Source organism: Amycolatopsis sp. DG1A-15b, from assembly GCF_030285645.1.
Classification (GTDB): Bacteria; Actinomycetota; Actinomycetes; order Mycobacteriales; family Pseudonocardiaceae; genus Amycolatopsis.
On sequence record NZ_CP127296.1, the window covers coordinates 1,492,843 to 1,514,557 of the forward strand.

Genomic DNA, 21,715 nt, shown 5'->3' on the forward strand with positions numbered 1-21,715 from the left:
GCATGCTAGCAAGCTAACTCCGCAAGTCCCGCCGTCCGCCTCTTGACGTCACGCCCTGCCGGGGTCAAGAATCCAGCCGTATTTGTTAGCGCTAACACTCCTCGACGACGAAGTCGGAGCCATGCCATGAAGCTGCGCCTCGGATTGACCGCGCTCGTGTTGATCGCCGGCGTCGTCCCCGGCTTCGGATCCGCCGCGGCGAGCACGACCGCCGCCGAGGCGGCCGTCCCACCGCCGGCGATGGGCTGGGCGTCGTGGAACACCTTCGCCGCCAAGATCGACTACAACACGATCAAGGCGCAGGCCGACGCGCTCGTGTCGGCCGGGCTGAAGGACGCCGGGTACCGCTACGTCAACATCGACGAAGGCTGGTGGCAGGGCACGCGCGACAGCGCCGGCAACATCACCGTGGACACCGCCGAATGGCCGGGCGGGATGAAGGCGATCGCGGACTACCTGCACGGCAAGGGACTCAAGGCCGGGATCTACACCGACGCCGGCCGCGACGGCTGCGGTTACTACTTCCCGACCGGGCGGCCCGCGGCGCCCGGGAGCGGCAGCGAAGGCCACTACCTGCAGGACATGCTGCAGTTCCAGCGCTGGGGCTTCGACTTCGTCAAGGTCGACTGGTGCGGCGGCGACGCCGAAGGACTCGACCCGAAGAGCACCTACCAGGCGATCAGCGACGCCAACAAGGCCGCGACCGCGCAGACCGGGCGCACGCTCACGCTGTCGATCTGCGACTGGGGCAAGAAGAACCCGTGGAACTGGGGCGCCGGGACGGCCCCGATGTGGCGCACCAGCACGGACATCATCTACTACGGCCAGACGGCGAACCTCGGCCAGGTGCTGACCAACTTCGACCAGGCGCAGCACCCCGTTTCGCAGCACACCGGCTACGTCAACGACCCGGACATGCTGACCGTGGGCATGCCCGGCCTCACCGACGCGCAGGCGCGCACGGAGATGAGCCTGTGGTCGGTTTCGGGGGCGCCGCTGCTGGCGGGCAACAACCTCGCGACGATGAGCGCGGCCACGAAGGCGATCCTGGCGAACCGGGAGGTCATCGCCGTCGACCAGGACCCGCGCGGTCTGCAGGGCGTCAAGGTCGCCGAGGACACCGCCGGGCTCCAGGTCTACTCGAAGGTCCTCAGTGGATCCGGCAAGCGCGCGGTGGTCCTGCTCAACCGGACGTCCTCGGCAGCGACGATGTCCGTGCGGTGGGCGGATCTCGGCCTGACGCCGGCCACGGCACGTGTCCGGAACGTCTGGGGCGCCGCCGATGCCGGTACCTTCGCCACCGGCTACAGCGTGAACCTCCCGGCCGGTGACTCGGTGCTGCTCACCGTCCAGGGCGCTGATGCGGCGTCGGCGACCTACCCGGCCAACGGCTCCCGGTTCACCGGCGTCACCGCCGCCGCGACCGGTCTCGCCGTCGCGACGTTCTCCTACAGCGCGACGAGCACGCAGACGGCCACCCTCGCCGTGAACGGCCAGCAGCCGACCGTCCTCGCCTTCCCGGCCACCGGCGGAACGCCGAAGACCGTCTCCGCCGTCGTGTCGCTGGGCAAGGGGAACGCCAACACCCTGGCCTTCTCCGGCACTCCGCCGCAGCTGTCGGGCGTCTCGATCCGGCCCCTTCCCGGCAGCACCGGCGTCCAGCTCGCCGGTGGCCAATCCGGACGGTGCGCCGACGTCGACGACAACGGCATCACCAACGGCATCCAGGCGCAGCTCTGGGACTGCGCGGCGGGCCCGAACCAGACCTGGGCGCCGGTGCGCGGGCAGCTCGTCGTCAACGGCACCAAGTGCCTCGACGCCTACGACAGCGGGACGGCGAACGGCACCGCCGTGGTCGTCTGGGACTGCAACGGCCAGCGCAACCAGCAGTGGACGTTCAACGCGAACGGGACGATCACGAACGCGGTGTCCGGCCTCTGCCTGGACGCGAGCGGCGCGGCCACCGCGAACGGCACGAAGCTCATCCTCTGGGCCTGCAGCGGCGGCACCAACCAGCAGTGGACCCGGCGTTAGGCCGTCGATTCCCGGATGACCAGCCGGCACGGCCGGGTGTGCCGGCCGGGGGAGGGCTCGCCGTTGATCGCCGCCAGCAGGCGGTCGGCGGCGGTCCGCCCGAGTGCCTCCAGTTCCATGTCGACGCTGGTCAGCGGCGGCTGGCAGCCCAGGGCCATGACGTCCCAGTTGTCGAAGCCGACCAGGGCGACGTCGCCGGGCACGCGGCGGCCGGCCGCCCGCAGCGCGTCGGCGGCGCCGCGGGCGATCTGATCGCTGCCGCAGAAGACGGCGTCGAAGCCGGTGCCCGCGCCCAGCAGCATCCGCACCGCCTGCCGGCCCCACGCCTCGCTCCACTCGCCGAACATCGGGGCCCCGGCCGGGTCGAGCCCGGCCTCGGCGAGCCGGCCGGCGGCGGCCGTCGCGCGCACGGTCGCCGAGTGGTGCCGCTCGGGGCCGGTGATGTGGGCGATGCGGCGCCGTCCGGTGGCCAGCAGGTGCTCGACGGCCGTGCGCGCCCCGCCGGCTTCGTCCGGCACGACGGAACAGTCGTGCGGGTCGGCCGAGCTGATGAAGGCGTACACGACCGGGATCGGCAGGTCCGCGCCGATCGGCGGGCGCGCCTGGGTCCGGCGGCCGGTGACGATGATGCCGTCGACCCGGCGGGACAGCAGCGTGCGCAGGTAGTACTGCTCGCGGATCGGGTCGTCGCGGGCGTCGCAGAGGAAGACCGACATCTCCCCGGCGCCGAGGGCGTCCTCGGCGCCCATCATCAGCGGGATGCTGAACCGGCCGATCGTGTCGGTGGTGATCATGCCGACGGTGTAGGTCCGCCCGGAGTTGAGGGTCACCGCCGCGCGGTTGGGCTGGAACCCCAGCTGCTCGGCCGCCGACAGCACCCGCTGCCGGGTCTCCGCGCGCAGTGACCCGCGGCCGTTGAGGGCCTTCGACGCGGTGCCGACCGAGACGCCCGCGAGCAGGGCGACCTCGCTGATCGTGGCCGGCTTCGCAACGGCGCCGGGAGTTTCCGAAAGTTTCCGCGGGGGCATGGTGGCACAGTACCTCCGCCGACGGCCGCGACCCAACGAAACAGCGCAGACTACGGCAAACAGCCCCTTGACGTGCTGATCGATCGGCCCTAGCTTGAGTCGGAAACCGGTTTCTGAAAGTTTCCTGGTTTTTCTTCGACACCGTTTCTTCGACACCGCAGGCGGCGGCCTCCCGTTAGGAGAGAGTCGATGACTTCGCACATCCGGACCACGGCACGGTGGGGGCGTGCCGCAGCCGCCGTCGCCGGCGTACTCGTCCTCGCGGCCTGCCAGAGCGGGCCGTCCGGGGCGGCCGCGGGGGACACCGCGAGCGTGGACGACGGCACCACGATCACCATGTGGACCCGCTCGCCGACGGCGACCTTCAGCCAGACGCTGATCGACGCCTACAACGCGAGCCACAAGAACAAGGTGAAGCTGACCGTCTTCCCGGCCGACTCCTACCAGCAGAAGGTCGGCACGGCCGCGGGCGCGAAGCAGCTGCCGGACCTCTTGGCGGCCGACGTCGTCTACGCGCCCAACTACGCGGCCAAGGGCCTGTTCCTCGACCTCACCGCCCGGGTGACGCAGCTGCCGTTCAGCGGCAGCCTTGCGGCGGCGCACATGAAGGCGGCCACCGCCGGGGGCAAGCACTACGCCGTGCCGCACGACATCGACCTGTCCGCGGTGTTCTACAACAAGGTCCTGTTCACCCGGGCCGGTCTCGATCCGGAGAAGCCACCGTCCACGTTGGACGAAATAGCGGCCGACGCGCGCAAGATCGCCGCGCTCGGCGGGGACACCAAGGGCTACTTCTTCGGCGGCGCCTGCCCGGGCTGCCAGCTGTTCACCAGCTGGCCGATGATCTGGGCCTCCGGCGGCACGGTGCTCAACGACCAGGGCACCGCGGCCACGCTCGACAGCCCCCAAGCGGGGAAGGTCTACTCCTGGCTCCGGCAGCTCTACGCCGACGGTGTCGTGCCGGCGTCGGCGAAGAACGAGTCCGGGCCCACCTGGACGCAGTCCTTCCTCGACGGCAAGATCGGCATCCAGCCGATGGGCGCGACCGCGTTGCAGGGCATGAAGGAAGGGCCGGACCTGCAGGTCGGCGTCGCCCCGATCCCCGGCCTGACCGGCGGCAGCTCATCCTTCGTCGGCGGGGACGTGCTGGGCATCGGCGGCAACAGCACGCACGCCGCGGCCGCGTGGGACTTCATCGCCTGGACGCTGTCGGACCAGGCCCAGGTCGAGGTCGTCGCGAAGAGCAAGAACATCACCGTCCGGTCCGATCTCGCGGACAACACCTACGCCAAGCAGGATCCGCGGCTCGGCGTGTTCAACCGGCTCGCGAGCCAGGGCCAGACGCCGATCTCGGTCAACTTCGGCAAGACGTTCAACGACACCAACGGGCCCTGGACGGCGACGGTGATCGACGCGGTCTTCGGCAGCGGCGACGCCGGATCGATCCTCAAGCAGCGCAACCAGGCCGTCACCGAGTCCCTCTCCGGCGGCAGCTGATCATGGTGTCGCTGCTTCCCCCGCGGGTGTCGGCGCCGGAGACCCCGGCGCCGGCACCCCGCCGCCGCGGCTCGATCGCCCGGGGCCGTCGCCGGCTGGGGATCGCCTACGCCGCGCCGATGGCCGTGCTGGTCGCCGTCTTCTTCGTCATCCCGCTCGGGCTGATGCTGTGGATGTCGGTCAGCCACTGGCCGCTGGTCGGCGCGTCCTACCCGAACGGCGTCAAGAACTACGACGCGCTCAGCGACCCGCTGTTCCTGCGCGCGGTGTGGTTCACGCTCAAGTACACGCTGGTCACGACCGTTGTGCTCAGTCTGGTCGCGTTCGGGCTGGCGCTGCTGGTGCAGCACGACCGGCGCGGCACCGGCTTCGCCCGCACGGTCTTCTTCCTGCCCAGCGCCGTCGGCCTGGCATCGACGAGCCTGCTGTTCTACGGCCTGTTCAACACCGACTCGTCGGCGTTGAACCACCTGGTGGACTTCCTCGGACTGGGCCGGGTGGACTGGCTCGGCTCCGGCGGCAGCGCGCTCGGCTCGACGGTCGGGATGATCACCTGGCGGTTCGCCGGGTTCTACATGCTGATCCTGATGACCGGCCTGCAGGGCATCGACCCGGCGCTGTACGAGGCCGCGCGCATCGACGGCGCGAACCGGTGGCAGATCCTGTGGCGGGTCACGCTGCCGCTGCTGCGGCCGACCCTCGCCCTGGCGATGGTGCTGTCGCTGACCGGCTCGCTGCTGGCGTTCGACCAGTTCTTCATCCTCACCGGCGGCCGCCACGACACGGCCACGGTCGTCATCGACATCTACCGCGAGGCGTTCCTGTCGCAGGACCTCGGGCGCGCCGCCGCGGTTTCGGTGGCGACGCTCGCCGTGCTCATCGTCCTCAACGTGGCCCAGCTGCGCCTGATCCGCCGGGAGGGGAAGTGAACCGGTTCCGGGCCGCGGGCCTGCACGTCACGAGTGCCGCCCTGGTGGTGCTGTTCCTGCTGCCGCTGCTGTGGACGTTGTATTCGTCGCTCAGCGGGCGGGAAGCCGGGGACTCCGGGACAGACAACTACCGGCGGCTCGCGGACTACGGCAGTGGCCTCGGCACCTACCTGGTCAACACGACCGTGGTCGCGCTGGTCGCGGTGACCGTCACGGTGGTGGCGACCACGCTCGGCGGCTACGCGATGGCCCGGCTCGCCTTTCCCGGGCGCACGCTGCTGTTCCTGGTCACCCTGGCCATCCTGATGGTCCCCTACACGACGATCCTGGTCCCGCTCTACATCCTGCTCGGCTGGCTCGGCCTGCAGAACTCGCTGCTCGGCCTCGGCCTGGTGATGGCCGTGCTCCAGCTGCCGTTCGGCCTGTTCATGATGCGCAACTCCTTCGAAGCCCTGCCGGTGGAACTCGAAGAGGCGGCGCTGATCGACGGCTGCTCGATCGGCGGCGCGCTGCGAAGGGTGCTGCTGCGCGGCGTCCTTCCCGGCGTCGTCACCGTGGCGCTGTTCTCGTTCCTGGCGGCCTGGAACGAGTTCGTCGCCCCGCTGATCTTCCTCACCGACGGCGAGAAGTTCACCCTGCCGGTCGCGCTGTTCAACCTCCAGTCCGGCAGCCTCGGTTCGGTCGACTTCGGGGCCCTGCAAGCGGGAGTGGTGGTCTCCGCCCTGCCGTGCGTGGCGGTCTTCCTCGTCCTGCAGCGGTACTACGTCCGCGGCTTCACCTCGGGAGCCCTCAAGGGCTGAGAAGGAGCACTCGATGACCGAACGCATCCTCGGGCCCGTCCACCCCACGTCCACCGCGAAGTCGGCGTTGCGGCCGCTGTTCCTCGGCGCCACCGCCTTCGCGCCGGACAGCCTCCTGGGCGGCTGGCAGGCGCGCAACGCGAACCGGACCCTGCCGCACTGCGTGGAGCAGCTCGACGCGGCGGGCGCGCTGGACAACCTCCGCCGCGTCACCGGCGAGGTCGACGGCGACCGCCGCAACATGTGGTTCTCCGACTCCGACGTCTACAAGACCCTCGAAGCCGCCGCCTGGCAGCTCGGCCGCGACCCGGGTGACGCGGAGCTCCGCGCGTTCCTCGACACCACCGCCGCCCTGGTGGCCAAGGCCCAGGAGGACGACGGGTACCTGAACTCCTACTTCAGCGTCGACAAGCCGGACCTGAAGTGGCGGGAGCTGCACTGGAGCCACGAGCTGTACTGCGCGGGCCACCTGATCCAGGCCGCCGTCGCCGCCGCCCGGGCCGGGGTCGGCGCCCAGCTCGTCACGGTCGCCCGCCGCTTCGCGGACCTGATCGTCGAGCGGTTCGCGGCCGTGGACGACGTCGACGGGCACCCGGAAATCGAGACGGCGCTGGTGGAGCTGTACCGCGTGACCGGGCATCGGCCGTACCTCGACCTGGCGCTGCGCTTCCTCGACTTGCGCGGGCACGGCCTGCTCGACGGCGAGCGGTTCGGCTCGCGGTACCTGCAGGACCACGTGCCGGTCCGCGCGGCGGACGAGGTCGCCGGGCACGTCGTGCGCCAGCTCTACCTGCTGGCCGGCGTCGTGGACGTCGCCGTCGAGACCCGGGACGACGCGCTGCTGGAGTCGGCCCGCCGCCTGTGGGCCGACGCGTTCGGGGCCAAGACCTACCTCACCGGTGCCCAGGGCTCCCGCCACCGCGACGAGGCGTTCGGCGACCCGTACGAGCTGCCGCCCGACCGGGCCTACGGCGAGACCTGCGCCGCGATCGCGAGCTTCCAGTGGAACTGGCGGCTGCTGCTGGCCACCGGCGAGGGCAAGTACGCCGACGAGATGGAACGCGCGCTGTACAACGCGATCGCCGGGTCGACCGCCCTCGACGGCACGCACTTCTTCTACTCCAACCCGCTGCACCTGCGGACCGGTCACGACGGCTCGCACGAAGACGCCCCCTCGCAGCGCCTGCCGTGGTACTCGTGCGCCTGCTGCCCGCCCAACCTCGCCCGGCTGGTCGCCTCGCTGTCCGGCTACGTGGCGACCACCGATCCCGGTGGCCTGCAGGTGCACCTGTACGCCGCCGGGACGATCCGGACCACTGTGGACGGTGTCGACGTCCGCGTCGAAACGCGGACCCGGTACCCGTGGGACGGCCGCGTCGAGCTGACCGTGACCACGGCGACCCCGCTCATGCTTTCCCTGCGCGTCCCCGGCTGGGCCGGGGGCGCCCTGATCGACGGCGTCCCCGCCGAGGTCCGCGACGGCTACGCGGAGGTGCGGCGCGACTGGACGGGTGGGACCACGGTGACGCTCGAACTGCCGATGGCCGCCCGCGTCGTCCGGCCGCACCCGCGGATCGACGCCGTGCGCGGCTGCGTCGCCGTGACGCGCGGGCCGCTCGTGTACTGCCTGGAGCAGGCCGACCTCCCGCACGGCGTCGCCCTCGAGGACGTGCGGCTCGACCCGGCGGCGCCGTTCTCGGACGCGTCGCGGCCCGACGTGCCGGTGGCCCTCACCGCGCCCGGCCGGGTCGAGGTCCCCGCGTCGGGCGCGCTGTACGGCGCCGGGGACACCACGCCCGGCGAGCCGGTCGGACTGACCGCCGTCCCGTACTTCCTGTGGGGCAACCGGGAACGCGGCCCGATGCGGGTCTGGATCCCGGTCGCCACCGAGTAGTTCCGTCCCCTGATCGGCACCCGGGAGCGCACCCAGCCGACCAATGTCAACGCTCACAAAACCGAAGATTGCGAGGACCCGATGATGCGTCCTGTGGTATTTCGGCACAACCGTGGCGTGGCGCGGCTGGCTGCCTCCGTGGTGCTCTGCCTCGTGGCCGGCCTGCTCTCGGTGCTGTCCGCGAGCAGTGCACTGGCCGCGACCGCGTTCACCAGCACGGTGGTCGACTCCTCGAGCGGCCAGTGTGCCACCGTCCCGAACGGGAACAGTGCAGTCCAGCTGACCCGGGCGGGCTGCAATTCCGGCGCGGGGCAGTCGTTCCGGTTCACCCCGGTGTCCGGTGACGTCTACACCGTCAGTACGTTCACCTCGGGCAGCTGCGTGGACATCTACGGCGCGTCCACTGCGGACAATGCCGCGGTGATCCAGTACGCCTGCCACTCCGGGACGAACCAGCAGTTTCGCCTCCAGGCTACGGGAAGCGCTTTCACGCTGGTCGCCGTCGGCTCGGGCAAGTGCGTCACGGCGGTGAACGCGCTGCTCGTCCAGCTGGCCTGCGGCACGGCCGTCGCGTGGCGGCTGCCCGGCTACTCCTCCGGCGGTGGCGATCCGCAGAACCCGCCGGAGAAGACCGTGCGGGTGTGGCTGCTGCGGCCGTCCGACGTGCCCTTCGACCAGCGCTACCCCGACGGCATCGCGAACGTGCTGCGGGAAGCGCAGCGGTACTACCGGCAGGAGCTGGGCAAGACGTTCCGGCTCACCGAGCCCGTCGTCCAGGTCGTCACCGGCGAGCACGTGAAGAGCTGGTACGAGAACACGCCCAACGGCGGCGAACGCTACTGGTGGGCCGTGTTCAACATGCAACAGGAGCTGGTGCGCCGGTTCGGCGTCCGGGACGGGGACAGCCGGTGGATCAACGTCGGCGAGGTCATCGCCGAGGGCCAGGGCGCGGGCGGTGGTGGCGGCAACGGCTGGGTGATCCTCTGCCAGCACGACGCCGACGGCGCGGCCGGGATCAACGGCCCGATGAACCGCTGGTACGGCGGCATGGTGCACGAACTGGGCCACGCCTTCGGCCTGCCGGACTCCACCTCGACCGACGGGACGCCGATGTCGGCGTCGTTCTACGACTACCCGAACACCCACTTCAGCCAGAGCCAGAAGAACGGGATCCTCAACGGCCCGTACGGCTCCTTCCTCTTCTGAACCCCTGAAACCGGAGAACCCGATGAGACGTCCGGTCTTGCTCGCCGCTGCCCTCTTGGCGGCCGGCTTCGCAGTGGTGGTCCCGGCGAACGCCGCGGCCACGTTCACCAGCACCATGGTCAACCAGGCGAGTGGCAGCTGCGCCACCGTCCCCAACGGCGACAGCGCCGTCCAGCTGACCCAGACGGCCTGCACCTCCGGTGCCGGGCAGTCCTACACCTTCACCCCGGCGTCCGGTGACGCCTACACCATCGGCACCTTCACCCCGGGCAGCTGCGTCGACATCTACGGCGCGTCCACCGCGGACAACGCCACGGTGATCCAGTACGCCTGCCACGGGGAAACCAACCAGCAGTTCCGCCTGCAGTCCGTCGGCACGAACACGTTCAACGTCGTGGCCGTCAGCTCGGGCAAGTGCATCACCCCGGCGAACAACGCGCTCGTCCAGCTGCCGTGTTCGAGCGCGAGCGCCTGGCGCGTCCCCGGGTACACGCCCGGCACGTCCGACGCCTACCAGGGCATCCCGAACCTCGCGCCGAACGCGTGCAGGAACTCCGGGCTGCCGCGGTCGTACGGCACGAACTTCCAGACGCCGAACGACCCCTACGGCCAAGGCTTCCAGAACACGACGGCGATCGGCTGGGACGGCAACTACTGGCCGGTCTTCAGCTACCTGTCCGGCTCGTTCTTCGCCCGCGGCGTGAACACGACGTACAACGGCCTGTGCGGCGGGATGTACTCGTTCAGCGCTTACACCTACGGCGGCAACCCGGGCGCGCAGTCGGTGCAGTGGACCGAGGACAACGGCTACCTGCCGGCGATGACGACGTCCCGGACCTCGGGCAGCGTCGGGATCACCATCAAGAACTTCGCCGACAAGGTGACCATCAACGGGTCCGCGGTCATGCTCGTCTACACGCGGGTGTCCATCAAGAACAACGGCACCGGCTCGGTGACGGTCCCGCCGGGCGGTTCCGGTCCGGGACTCGTCCGGCTCACGGCGTCTACCTTGGACACGGTCGCCGCCGGGCAGACCAGCAACCACGACTTCGTGGTGGCCGTGGACAACTTCGGCAGCGGTGCCGCGCTGCCGACCGGCTCGACGTTGTCGTCGAACGCCCCGGACTACGACACCGCCTACGGCCAGATGACGTCGTACTGGAACTCCCGGCTGGCCGAGACCAACACCTTCAGCCTGCCGAACACGACGCTGCCCAACACCGGGAACCTGGCGAACCCGGGCACCGCGATGACGAACGCCTACAAGGCGGGCACCGTCTACAACCTGATCATGCAGGTGGGCAAGGCGCAGTTCTCCGGCGCCAACAACTACAACTGGATCCTCAACCACGACGTCCCCGGCGAGCTGACCGCCAAGTTCCAGACCGGCGACTTCCGGGACGCGCGCAACCTGCTGCTCACCGCCCGGATCTCCCAGCAGGACGGCTGGGACGAGGTCGGCGCCAACTGGTACTGGGACGGCGTCTGGAAGACGATGGGCTCCTGGGCGACGTACCTGGCGAAGACGAACGACACCGCGTTCGTCAGCCAGTACTTCAACGACACCGGCTCGTGGGGCCCCAGCCTCCGCACCATCGCCCGGGTGAAGTACCCCGCCCAGCTCGCCTCGGACGGGACCCTGCAGGCCAACTTCGACAACGACTCCACCGGGCGCTGGCTGTTCAGCAACTTCTCGGCGTTGCAGATGCTGGCCTCCTACAAGTACATCGCGACCAAGATCGGCCAGACCGCCGAAGCGACGTGGGCGAACACGGCCTACACCTCGCTGCTGAACGCGCTGAACACCGTCGTGGGCCGCAACCAGTCCGCGAACGGGTTCAACTACCTGCCCTGCGAGGTCGACAAGCCCAACAGCGCCAACCGCTGCAACACCTTCAACGACGCCAACTGGGCCTCGCCCGGGTGGGTCGGGCAGAACCAGTGGTCGACGATGCTCTCCGGCGGCACGCTGACCGGCATCATGGGCGACCCCGGCCAGATCGACCGGATGTACCAGTGGGGCTTCGGCCGGCTGTCGGCCAACGGCTACCCGTTCCCGACCTTCGGGGCGTTCAACGGGTACTCGACGGCGTACAACACGTCCTACTCCTCCGACGGGCTGTACTCCAACAACTACCGCGACCTGCCGATCACCAGCTACGCCTGGCAGCTCAAGACCACCACCGGCGGCCCGAACGCCTGGTGGGAGGCCAACGGCAGCGGGCCGAGCTCGGCCAACCCGTGGATCGGCAGCCACGCCGGCCCGCAGTTCGGCGCGTGCCCGTACGCGTGGCCGATCGCCGGGCAGCAGCAGGGCCTGCTGGAGTCGCTGGTGGCCGAAGGCCTGGCGGCGAGCGGCTCCGGGCCGTACACGTTCACCCGGCCGCTCTACATCGGCCGCGGTGTGCCGAACGCCTGGCTCACCCCCGGCCAGACGATCTCGGTGGGCAACCTGACCAACACCTACGACGTGGCCTCGGGCAGCCGGTCCACCTACGGCGTCTCCCTCGCGGTGGGCGGCTCGAGCGGCGCCCGCGTCGTCACGGTGACGCTGTCGGGCACCCTGCCCGGCGGTGCGGTCGCCATCCAGTTGCCGGTGTTCCTCTCCACCGGCGTGAACTCGGTCAGCGGCGGCAGCTACGACGCCGCCACGCACACGGTCACCGCGAGCGCGAACACGGTGACCATCACCCTCGCGAGCTGAACCTCCCCGGGGTGCGCCGCGGGCGCGGCGCACCCCGGCCCAGCGAAAGGCGCGATGATGCGCGAACCCACGTTCGACCGCCGCCTGCTGCTCAAGGCCGTGGGCGCCCTTTCCGCGAGCGCGGCGCTGGCCCCGGCGTTCGCCGGCACCGCCGCGGCCGCGGCCCGTCCCGACATCGGTGTCTCGGTGTTCCCGTTCCCGCTCGGCGCGGTGCGGCTGCAGTCCGGCCCGTTCCTCGACAACATGAACCGGCAGCTGGCGTACTTCCGGTTCGTCGACGCCGACCGCCTGCTGCACACGTTCCGCACCAACGCCGGGCTCGCCAGCTCGGCCCAGCCCTGCGGCGGCTGGGAAAGCCCCAGCACGGAACTGCGCGGACATTCGACCGGCCACCTGCTGTCCGGGCTGGCCCAGGCGTACGCCAACACCGGCGACACCGCGTACCGGACCAAGGGCGACTACCTCGTCAACGCCCTTGCCGCGTGCCAGGCCGCGTCACCGGGACGCGGCTTCCACGCCGGCTACCTCTCGGCGTTCCCGGAGAACTTCTTCGACCGGCTGGAGGCCGGCCAGTCGGTCTGGGCGCCCTACTACACGCTGCACAAGATCATGGCCGGGTTGCTCGACCAGTACCTGCTGGCCGGCAACCAGCAAGCCCTCGACGTGCTGCTGCGCAAGGCGGCCTGGACGAAGGCCCGCACCGATCCGCTGTCGGTCACGCAGATGCAGGCGGCGCTGCGCACGGAGTTCGGTGGCATGCCCGAGGTCCTGACGAACCTGTACCAGGTCACCGGCGATCCTGGTCATCTCGCCACGGCGCAGCGGTTCGACCACGCCCAGATCCTCGACCCGCTGGCCGCGAACCAGGACCGGCTCGCCGGGTTCCACGCCAACACCCAGATCCCCAAGATCCTCGGCGCGATCCGCGAGTACCACGCGACCGGGACGACCCGCTACCGCGACATCGCGGTCAACTTCTGGCGGATCGTGCTCGACCACCACTCGTACGTGATCGGCGGCAATTCGAACGGCGAGTACTTCCAGACGCCGGACGCGATCGCGAGCCAGCTGTCGGACACCACGTGCGAGGTCTGCAACACCTACAACATGCTGAAACTGACCCGGCAGCTGTTCTTCACCAACCCGGCGCCCGAGTACATGGACTACTACGAGCTGGCGCTGTTCAACCAGATCCTCGGCGAGCAGGATCCGAACTCGAGCCACGGGTTCGTCACCTACTACACGCCGTTGCGCGCCGGCGGGATCAAGACCTACGCCAACGACTACGACGACTTCACCTGCGACCACGGCACCGGCATGGAGTCGCAGACGAAGTTCGCCGACAGCGTCTACTTCTTCGCCGGTGAGACGTTGTACGTCAACCTGTTCATCGCATCGGTGCTGACCTGGCCGGGCCGCGGGATCACCGTCCGGCAGGACACGACGTTCCCGGCGTCGTCCGGGACGAAGCTGACCATCGGCGGGTCCGGGCACATCGCGCTGAAGATCCGCATTCCGCAGTGGACGTCGGGGGCGGTCGTGAAGGTCAACGGCGTCGCCCAGGGCAGTCCGGCGCCGGGGGCCTACTTCACGATCGACCGGACGTGGGCCCCCGGGGACGTGGTCGACGTGTCGGTCCCGGCGTCGCTGACGTTCCCGCGGGCCAACGACGACGCGGGCGTCGGCGCGGCGAAGTACGGTCCGATCGTGCTGGCGGGCCAGTACGGGTCGACGAACCTCGGCGCGCTGCCGACGTTGCAGACGGGGACGGTGAAGCAGGACCCCGCGAACCCACTGCGCTTCACCGGGACGGCGAGCACGGGCGCGGTCACCCTGCTGCCGTTCTACGCCACGCACCACCAGCGGTACACCGTGTACTGGCGGCTGACCGGCACGCCGCCGGCCGGGACGTCGTACGAGGCCGAGGCGGGCACGCTGGGCGGTCAGGCCGCGGTGCGGAGTTCGTCCGGCGCTTCGGGTGGTGCCCTGGTCGGCTATGTGGGCGGTGGTTCGGCGAATTACCTGCAGTTCAACGGCGTGAACTCGACTGCGGGCGCGCATCCGGTGACGATCTTCTACGCGTCCGGTGAGGCGCGTTCGCTGACGGTGAGTGTCAACGGTGGTGCCGCGGTCTCGGTTGCCACGCCGGGCACTGGCGGGTGGGACACGGTCGGGTCGGTGCAGGTGACGCTGACGCTCGCCGCGGGCGCGAACACGATCCGGCTCGGCAACAGCTCGGGCTGGGCGCCGGACATCGACCGGATCGTCGTGGGGTGAGGTGCGGTGTGAGGGCCACCTCGGCGAACCCGAGGTGGCCCTCACCGCCTCACTGTGCGGGTTCGCCGGACGGGACCGGGAGCGGGGTGCCGAGGGCCACCGGGGTGCCGAAGTTCGGCGTGCCGTCGGCGTTCCAGGTGAACTTCTGGGCGCGGGTGGTGCGGTTCATGTCGCACCCGCCGTTCACGGAGTTGTTGGCGTGGTACACGATCCAGTCCTCGGTGCCGTCGGGGGACTTGAAGAACCCGTTGTGACCAGGGCCGAACACCGAATTGGCGGCACTGCGCTGGAAGACCGGCTGCGCGGACTTGACCCACGACGACTGCTGCAGCGGGTCGCCGCCGTTGTAGGTCAGGATGCCGAGCTTGTAGTCGGGAGTGGAACAGTGACTGGCGGAGAACACGATGAACGTCTTCCCGTTGCGCTGCAGCACTTCGGCGCCTTCGTTGACCGCGCCGCCCACGGTCTCCCAGCTGTAGGTCGGCGACGACAGGATGTGGCGGGTTCCGCTCGCCGTCCACGGGTTCGACAGCGGCCGGATGAAGTTGGGCTGGGAGCCGTTGTAGAACGTGCCCAGCAGGTACAGCTTCCCGTCGAGCTGCAGGATGCTCGGGTCCAGCTCCCAGGTGTTGTCCTGGGTGGGGTCGAGCAGGTCGGCTTTGAAGCTGTACGGCCCCATCGGGTCGGTGCCGGCGCTTTCGAGCACGTGGATGCGCTGGGTCCCGAGGTCGTAGGGTTCCCGGCCGGCGACGTAGTACAGGTACCAGCGCGGCCCGTTCGGCCCGGTGAGCAGGTGGAATTCGGGAGCCCACATCGTCCCGGCGCCGCTGGGCCGGGTCAGGGTGAAGACGACCGTGTCCGGCGCGGCAGCCAGCCCGCCGAGCGTGCGGGACTTGCGCATGGTGATCGTCGAGTTCCACGTCGTCGTGGCCAGGTAGTAGTAGCCGTTGTAGTACTGCAGCCACGGGTCCGGCCCGTGTTGGCTCAGCGGGTTGGTGAAGGTGGCCGCGCTCGTCCCGGCGGCGATCCGCCAGACGCCGCTCGCCGCCGTCGTGCACGGCAGCTGCACGAGCCCGGTGCCGCTCGCCGCCGGGGCGACGCACTTCCCGGAACCGACCGAGACGACCGTGAACGTGTTCGTGCCCGCGGCCTGCAGGCGGAATTGCTGGTTCGTCCCGGAATGGCAGGCGTACTGGATGACGGTGGCGTTGTCGGCGGTGGACGCGCCGAAGACGTCGACGCAGCTGCCCGCCGTCATCGTCGCAATGGTGTAGACGTCGGCGCTGTTCTGATAAGGCGTGAAGGTGAAACGCTGGTTCGCCGCGGAAGAGCAGCCGCGCTGGACGAGCTGCACCGCGCTCGACGCGTCGGGCACCTCGGCGCAGTTCCCGCTGCCCTGGTTCACCATCGTGCTGCTGAACGTGGTCGCCGCCCGCGCGGGTGCCGCCACGAAGAGGCCGGTCAGCAGAATTGTCACAGCCAGCCACGGTGATCGCCGCATTGTGCCCTCACATCGACCAGAAGGAGAGAAACCCGGAGCCTGCGACCTTACGCCGGAAACAGCCGAATGAACAGAAAGAACAGCCGATTCCCCGGTTTCGGGAATCGGCTATCAGGCGCTGCTTTCGATGGATTACCTGCGTTTGAGATAACAGTCGAAGAATGCGCTGAGGGTCGCCCGCTGGCCGGCCGTGCTCCGGTCCGGGTCGACGGTTCCGGTGAACGGCGCGATCGACGCCGGGTCGAGGCCGAGCCGGGGGAGGAGCGTCTGGTAGTCGGTGTAGCTGAAGTGCTCGCCGTCCGGGAGGTGCTGCGTCCGGACCGGGCCGCGCTGGTGGGCGAGGAATTCCTGCCACGAAGGGTCGGACGCCGCGCTGTGGTTGCCCGCGCTCATCAGCAGGAAGGGCTGGTCGAGGCCTTCGTCGGCGGCGCGGCCGTATTCGCGGTTCGACTGGGAGTACGCCATGCTGCCGTCGAGGTCGGCCCCGGCGTCGAGGCGGGCGTCCGACACCATCGTCTCGGCGGTGGTGAAGCCACCGGCGGAGTGGCCGAACATGCCGGCACGGGAGACGTCCGGCGTCAGCCCGGCCGGGAGCGCGCGCTGCTCGGCGTCCGGATTCCCGCCGCGGGCCAGGGTTTCCAGCGCGTCGAGGACGAACCGGGTGTCCGCCACGCGCGTGGCGATCAGCTGCCGGCCGGCGTCGGGGCCGGAGGGCAGCACCCGCCGTTCGACGCGGCCACCGGGGAACTCCACCGCCGCGGGCTCGTGCGTGTGGTCGATCGCCACCGTCACGTAGCCCTCGCTCGCGAGCTGCTCGAGCTGCGCGGTCCCGACCGAGCGGGGGTACTTGGCGCTGGGCGAATAGAGCACGACCGGCCGCGGCCCACCGGCCGCGGGAACGCCGGTGCGGGCGTGCGTGGCGAAGGTGTAGTCGAGCCGGTCGGCGGCGATGCCGAGCGTCCGCGCATCTTCCTCGGCGATCAGCTTCGCGGCTTCCGGTGCCTGGTAGGGAGTTCTCGGGCCGCCGCCGGAGCGCGCGGGGTACCGGACGGTCACCATGAGTTCCCGGATCGTCCCGGTGACCCAGGGGTCCGGCCGCGCGGGGTCGACCAGGTGCAGGTCGACGCTGCCCACGGCATGGGGCCCGGTGGGCGCGGGCAACGCGAGCCGGGTGGCCACGGCCGCGGAGGCGGGGAGCGCGGTCAGGAGAAGGACGCCGGCGAGCCCGGCGACGAGTGGTGGTTTTCGCATCCTTTGACCGTATTGACGGCCCGGTCGCGCCACATCGGGATGATCACCGAGATCGACCCGGTCAGGGCTGTGGCCCGGGCACCGGCCCGGGCCACAGCGTCAAGGGCTCAGAAGCCGTAGACGGTTTCGTAGACCCGCTCGGCGTTGGTCGCGACGAGACCGTTGGCCCACAGCGAGTTCACCCGGCTGCGCTCGGCGCTGTTGGGCACCGCGTTGGTGCACGACGGGCCGGGGCCGCCACCCGACATCAGCTCGGAGCACGGACCCGAGTAGTGGTCGGGCAGCCCGAGGGCGTGCCCGGTCTCGTGCGCCGCGATGCGGGTCGGGTTGTACTGGCGGGCCTGGGTGTAGTCGATGAAGATGGTGCCGCTGCCGTGCCCGTTGGTCGAGGCGTAGGAGCCGCGGGGGTCGTTGCCCTCGGTGTAGCGCAGGCTGGCGCCGGAGTTGCGCTCGACGAGCCGGACGTTGGTGACGCTGCGGTTCCAGTTGGCGGCACCGGCGTTGATCACCGAGCGGAACGTCGGTGCGCTGGCGGTGCTGTAGTAGACCGTGGTGACGGCGGCTTCCTGCTCGGTGGCGGCCGACGCGGTGCCCGCGGCGAGCGGGGTCACGGTCAGGGCGAGCGCGACGGCGCCGGCCAGGGCGAACTTCCTCGACATCGGAAGACTCCTCGTGAGGGGACGGGGATTTGCCGGAATTGCGCGCGCTGTCGAGAATTTACCCGGAATACACCTTCGCCGGAGCCGACTAACGTAGGGCGTGCAAGTGGTGATTTCCCAACACCAAAGTCGGGTTGACAACGGGGCTCGTGGCCGGGCCGGTCACCCGAAGGTGAGGGCCAGGAGCTGCTGCTCGAGCTTCCGCGCGGCGGTCACGTCGATGCCCGCGCCCCACAACGGCGCCGTGCTCGCGCCGTCGGCCGCCGCGACCACCAGGGTGACGACGTCGCCGGGGAGGCCGTCGTCGTGGAGTTCGCGCTCCCACCGCTGCGCGTCCGCGCGGGCCAGCTCGGCGATCTCGGGGATCGAGATCAGCTGGGCGATCAGGGCGATGGTCTCCCGGACCGCGACCTCGTCGTAGGAGGTGTCCAGCGAGGCCCGGACGTACGCGCGCGTCAGCCGCCCCGGCGCGGTGTCGGCCGGGTCGAGCGCGGCCCGCACCTCGGTGCGGAACGCGTCCAGCAGGTCCTGGGCGAGCGTGCGCACCAGCGCGTCCTTGGCGGGGAAGTGGTACAGCAGCCCGCCTTTGGACACGCCGGCCGCGCGGGCGATGTCGTCGAGGGAGGCCGAGACACCGCGGGTGCCGATGACCTTCGCGGCGGCGTCGAGCAGGGCCCGGCGCGTTTCCTCCGGGCCGCGCCCGGCTTTGCGAGGCATGCTCAGTCCTTCCCGGACGGAATGGACGGAATGGTACGCCAGGCGATCAGCGCGGCGACGGCGGTGACGGCGGCCGCCGCGAGGGACGTCACCTGCATGGCGCCGGTGAAGGCGTCCCGGGCGGCGCGGGCGAGTTCGGAACCCGGGTCCAGGACGCTCGCGGCTCCGGCGAGCGAGTCGCGGACCTCGCCGGGCACCGGGCCGTCCGGCAGGAACGCGCGGTAGACCAGGTTCACCACCGAGCCGAGGAGCGCGATGCCCAGCGCCGCCCCGAGTTCGTAGGCCGTCTCGGAGATCGCCGACGCCGAGCCGGCCTTGTCCCGCGGGACCGCGGAGAGCACCGAGTCGACGGTCAGCGTCAGCGCCAGTCCGACGCCCAGGCCGACCGGCACCAGCGTCAGGCCCAGCCACCAGTACTGCGGCGCCCGTTCGGCGACCGAGACCAGCGCGAGGCCCAGCGCGGCGACCGCGAGGCCCGCCGCGACGGCCCGGCCCCGCCCGAGCCGCCCGGCGACCACGCCGACGGCGGCCACGACGGCGATCGAGGCCAGCGTCGCGGGCATCTCCGCGAACCCCGCCTGCAGCGGCGAGAAGCCGCGGACGAGCTGCAGGTACTGGGAGAAGAAGAACAGCAGGCCCGTCAGCGCGAAGACCGCGATGAAGTTCGCCAGGACCGCGCCGCTGAAGGCGCCGTTGTGGAACAGCGTGACGTCGATCAAGGGAGCCGCGGCCCGCCGCTGGCGGCGGACGAACAGGACGCCGGCCAGCAGCCCGAGCACGGCGGCGACACTCGTCCGGACGTCGAAGCCCGTGCTGACGGCGTGCTTGACCGCGTAGACCAGCGGGACGATCGCGGCCAGCGACAGCCCGGCCGAGAGCAGGTCGAACCGGCCCGGGTCCGGATCCCGGGATTCGGGCAGCAGCCACGCACCCGCGATCAGGAAGACGACGACGATCGGCACGTTGATCAGGAACACCGAGCCCCACCAGTAGTGCTCGAGCAGCGTGCCGCCGACCAGCGGGCCCAGCGCGATGCCGCCACCGGACCCGGCCGACCAGATGGCGATCGCGCGGGTGCGCTCACGCGGGTCGGCGAACAGCGTCCGGATGAGCGACAGCGTCGACGGCATGATCGTCGCGCCGGCGACACCGAGCAGCAGCCGCGCGACGACGAGCACGCTCGCGGAGGGGGAGAAGGCGGCCAGCGTGGAGGCGAGCCCGAACGCCGCGGTCCCGATGAGCAGCACCTTCTTGCGCCCGAACCGGTCGGCCAGGTTACCGGCCGTGACGAGCAGCCCGGCCAGGGCGAGGGAGTAGACGTCGCCGATCCAGAGGATTTCGGTGGCGCTCGGCGCGAGTTCGCGGGTGAGCGACGGCACGGCGAGGTACAGCACGGTGCCGTCGACCGCGAGCAGCAGCACGGCGCCGACGAGGACGCCCAGCGCGGCCCAGCGGCGCCGGGGGCTCAACGGCCGGGCGGAGGCCGGCAGGGTGGCGGACATGGACGTTACTATACCGTCTGGACGGTACAGTAAGCCTGGTGAGGCCGCTCACGCGTAGGCTGGAGGCAGTGGAAGGAGGGGACGTGACAGCCGAGGACCTGATGATCGAGTTCGCCCTGGCGCGCCTGGATCACCCCGAGCTCGACTTCGAGGACATCGCCGCGCTCGTCGTCCGCCGGGGCGGCCCGGAGCGGGAGCTGGAGTTCGCCGCCCGCAACCTCGCCGACCGCGGCGAACTGCGCGGCGCCGCGTTCCCGACGGCGGTGGAGTACGTGCTGCGGGTGGTGCTCACCCTGCGCGGACCGTCCGACTAGTCCATTGTGGACCCGGGTGCTGCCCGGGGTGCCGGGGCCGGGCGGTCTTTCGGCCGGGGTGCCTGCTCGTTCTGCGCGCGACCCGGGTGGTCGGACGGCTTCGGCTCCTTCGCCGGGCGCGCGGCCGGTGATCGGAGCGCTCAGGCGTCCCCCGCGGCGCGGCGCAGGCCGCGGCGGTCGAACACCAGCTCGTGCGCCGTGCTCAGGGCCGTCGCGATCGCTCCCGCCAAGACCGCGTCCTCACCCAGCCGGCCCGCCACGATGTCCGGCACCACCGGCGTCGTCGTGGCCAGGGCGCGGCGCATCGGCCCGGCCAGCAGGTCCGCGTTCCCGCCGATGCCGCCGCCCAGCACGATCAAGCGCGGGTCCAGGACCGCCGCCACCGCCGCGACCACGTACGCCAGCTTCTCCGCCTCCTCCTCGACCACGGCAAGAGCCCGGGGATCGCCCGCCCGGGCCAGCCGGAACACGTCCTTCGCCGAGCGCGCCTTCGGCACACCGCGGGCCCGGGCCGCGGCCACCACCGCCTGGCCCGCCGCCGCCGTCTCCACCGGGCCGGGGCGCCGCGCGTCCGCGCCCGACGGCGCCGCAGTGCTTTCCGGGTGGCGGAGCCCCCGGCCCGGGGCGGCACCCCGGTCGAGCAGCGGCCCGAACGGCAGGTCCGCGATCTCGCCCGCCGCGCCGTGGGCACCGCGGAACAGCTTCCCGTCCACCAGCAGGCCCATCCCGATGCCGGTGCCGACGGTCAGGCACACCAGCACGTCGACGCCCAGCGCCGCGCCGAGCGCGTGCTCGCCGACCGCGCACAGGTTCGCGTCGTTCTCCACCACCACGTCCGAGCCCGCGACGGCCAGCGCCGAGGCGAGCTCGTGCAGCAGCCCGCGCCGTTCCCAGCCCGGCAGGTTGGGCGCGCGGTGCACCGTGCCCGTCGCCGGGTCGGGGACGCCGGGCGTGCCGACCACCGTCGACACGACTTCGTGCGGAAGCAGTCCGGCCGAGGACACCGCGCGTTCGACGGATTCGCTGACCGTGCGCACCAAAGCGCTCGCCGAACGGCACCGGTTGGGCTCGTCGAGCCGCGCGACGATGCTGCCTTCCAGGTCCGCGACGGCGATCCGGAGCACCCGCCGCCCGATGTCGACGCCGACGACGTGCCCCGCGTCCGGCGCGGCCTGGTAGACGACCGCCGCGCGGCCCGGGCCCGCCAGGCTGCGCCCGGTGGTCCGGACCAGTCCGTGCTGCTCGAGATCGACCAGGGCCTGGCCCACCGTGGGTTTCGACAGTCCGGTGTCGGCGGCGATCCGGGGCCGCGTCGCTTCGCCGTGCGCGCGCAGCCGGTCCAGCACCAGACGCTGGTTCAACGCCCGCATGTGCGCCGGAGTCCCGACCTGCGGCCCGTTTC

Annotated in this window: 16 protein-coding genes; 9 read left to right on the forward strand and 7 right to left on the reverse strand. The window is 71.0% G+C overall.

The window, feature by feature from the left end; translation table 11 throughout:
• The first annotated feature begins 126 nt into the window (after positions 1 to 126).
• Positions 127 to 2,034, forward strand: a complete 1,908-nt coding sequence (locus QRY02_RS06955; protein ID WP_285990673.1) for an RICIN domain-containing protein — start codon at positions 127 to 129, stop codon at positions 2,032 to 2,034.
• On the opposite strand, the gene QRY02_RS06960 is transcribed toward QRY02_RS06955, so the two are convergent.
• Positions 2,031 to 3,062, reverse strand: a complete 1,032-nt coding sequence (locus tag QRY02_RS06960) for a LacI family DNA-binding transcriptional regulator (RefSeq protein WP_285990674.1) — start codon at positions 3,060 to 3,062, stop codon at positions 2,031 to 2,033. The two genes, QRY02_RS06955 and QRY02_RS06960, sit on opposite strands and share 4 nt — an antisense overlap.
• Positions 3,063 to 3,251: 189 nt before the next feature.
• Between QRY02_RS06960 and QRY02_RS06965 the strand changes: the two genes are divergently transcribed.
• The 7 genes from QRY02_RS06965 to QRY02_RS06995 all read left to right on the forward strand — a co-directional run bounded on the left by QRY02_RS06965 (position 3,252) and on the right by QRY02_RS06995 (position 14,369).
• Positions 3,252 to 4,559 carry an ABC transporter substrate-binding protein gene (locus tag QRY02_RS06965; protein ID WP_285990675.1) on the forward strand — a complete coding sequence of 436 codons (1,308 nt, stop codon included), beginning with the start codon at positions 3,252 to 3,254 and terminating at the stop codon, positions 4,557 to 4,559.
• Positions 4,560 to 4,561: 2 nt separating this feature from the next.
• Complete coding sequence (locus tag QRY02_RS06970; protein ID WP_285990676.1) at positions 4,562 to 5,488, forward strand: carbohydrate ABC transporter permease; 927 nt, start codon at positions 4,562 to 4,564, stop codon at positions 5,486 to 5,488.
• Positions 5,485 to 6,288 (forward strand): carbohydrate ABC transporter permease, encoded by an 804-nt coding sequence (locus tag QRY02_RS06975; RefSeq protein WP_285990677.1) that lies wholly within the window; start codon positions 5,485 to 5,487, stop codon positions 6,286 to 6,288. The genes QRY02_RS06970 and QRY02_RS06975 overlap by 4 nt, the downstream gene beginning before the upstream one ends.
• Positions 6,289 to 6,301: 13 nt before the next feature.
• Positions 6,302 to 8,182 carry a glycoside hydrolase family 127 protein gene (locus QRY02_RS06980; protein ID WP_285990678.1) on the forward strand — a complete coding sequence of 627 codons (1,881 nt, stop codon included), beginning with the start codon at positions 6,302 to 6,304 and terminating at the stop codon, positions 8,180 to 8,182.
• A gap of 117 nt (positions 8,183 to 8,299) precedes the next feature.
• Positions 8,300 to 9,388 (forward strand): RICIN domain-containing protein, encoded by a 1,089-nt coding sequence (locus QRY02_RS06985; RefSeq protein WP_285990679.1) that lies wholly within the window; start codon positions 8,300 to 8,302, stop codon positions 9,386 to 9,388.
• Positions 9,389 to 9,410: 22 nt separating this feature from the next.
• Complete coding sequence (locus QRY02_RS06990) at positions 9,411 to 12,092, forward strand: RICIN domain-containing protein (RefSeq protein WP_285990680.1); 2,682 nt, start codon at positions 9,411 to 9,413, stop codon at positions 12,090 to 12,092.
• 57 nt (positions 12,093 to 12,149) lie between these two features.
• Complete coding sequence (locus tag QRY02_RS06995) at positions 12,150 to 14,369, forward strand: beta-L-arabinofuranosidase domain-containing protein (protein ID WP_285990681.1); 2,220 nt, start codon at positions 12,150 to 12,152, stop codon at positions 14,367 to 14,369.
• Between the two features lie 49 nt (positions 14,370 to 14,418).
• Here the strand turns inward: QRY02_RS06995 and QRY02_RS07000 are convergent, their stop codons facing one another.
• From QRY02_RS07000 to QRY02_RS07020, 5 genes are all read right to left on the reverse strand, one after another.
• Positions 14,419 to 15,846 (reverse strand): family 43 glycosylhydrolase, encoded by a 1,428-nt coding sequence (locus QRY02_RS07000; RefSeq protein WP_285990682.1) that lies wholly within the window; start codon positions 15,844 to 15,846, stop codon positions 14,419 to 14,421.
• Between the two features lie 156 nt (positions 15,847 to 16,002).
• On the reverse strand, positions 16,003 to 17,121 hold the full coding sequence (locus QRY02_RS07005) for an alpha/beta hydrolase family protein (protein WP_285990683.1): 1,119 nt from the start codon (positions 17,119 to 17,121) through the stop codon (positions 16,003 to 16,005).
• A gap of 107 nt (positions 17,122 to 17,228) precedes the next feature.
• Positions 17,229 to 17,780: a snapalysin family zinc-dependent metalloprotease gene (locus QRY02_RS07010; RefSeq protein WP_285990684.1), complete on the reverse strand. Its 552-nt coding sequence runs from the start codon at positions 17,778 to 17,780 to the stop codon at positions 17,229 to 17,231.
• A gap of 162 nt (positions 17,781 to 17,942) precedes the next feature.
• A complete protein-coding gene (locus QRY02_RS07015) occupies positions 17,943 to 18,497 on the reverse strand; it encodes a TetR/AcrR family transcriptional regulator (protein WP_285990685.1) in 555 nt (184 codons plus the stop codon).
• A 2-nt stretch (positions 18,498 to 18,499) separates the two neighbouring features.
• The gene (locus QRY02_RS07020; RefSeq protein ID WP_285990686.1) at positions 18,500 to 19,999 is read right to left on the reverse strand and encodes an MFS transporter; all 1,500 of its coding nucleotides are present in this window, start codon (positions 19,997 to 19,999) and stop codon (positions 18,500 to 18,502) included.
• Positions 20,000 to 20,082: 83 nt separating this feature from the next.
• On the opposite strand from QRY02_RS07020, the gene QRY02_RS07025 reads away from it, so the two are divergent.
• Complete coding sequence (locus QRY02_RS07025) at positions 20,083 to 20,313, forward strand: hypothetical protein (protein WP_285990687.1); 231 nt, start codon at positions 20,083 to 20,085, stop codon at positions 20,311 to 20,313.
• Between the two features lie 140 nt (positions 20,314 to 20,453).
• Here the strand turns inward: QRY02_RS07025 and QRY02_RS07030 are convergent, their stop codons facing one another.
• Entirely contained in the window at positions 20,454 to 21,683 is a 1,230-nt protein-coding gene (locus QRY02_RS07030) for an ROK family transcriptional regulator (RefSeq protein ID WP_285993781.1), read from the reverse strand.
• Between the last annotated feature and the right edge of the window lie 32 nt (positions 21,684 to 21,715).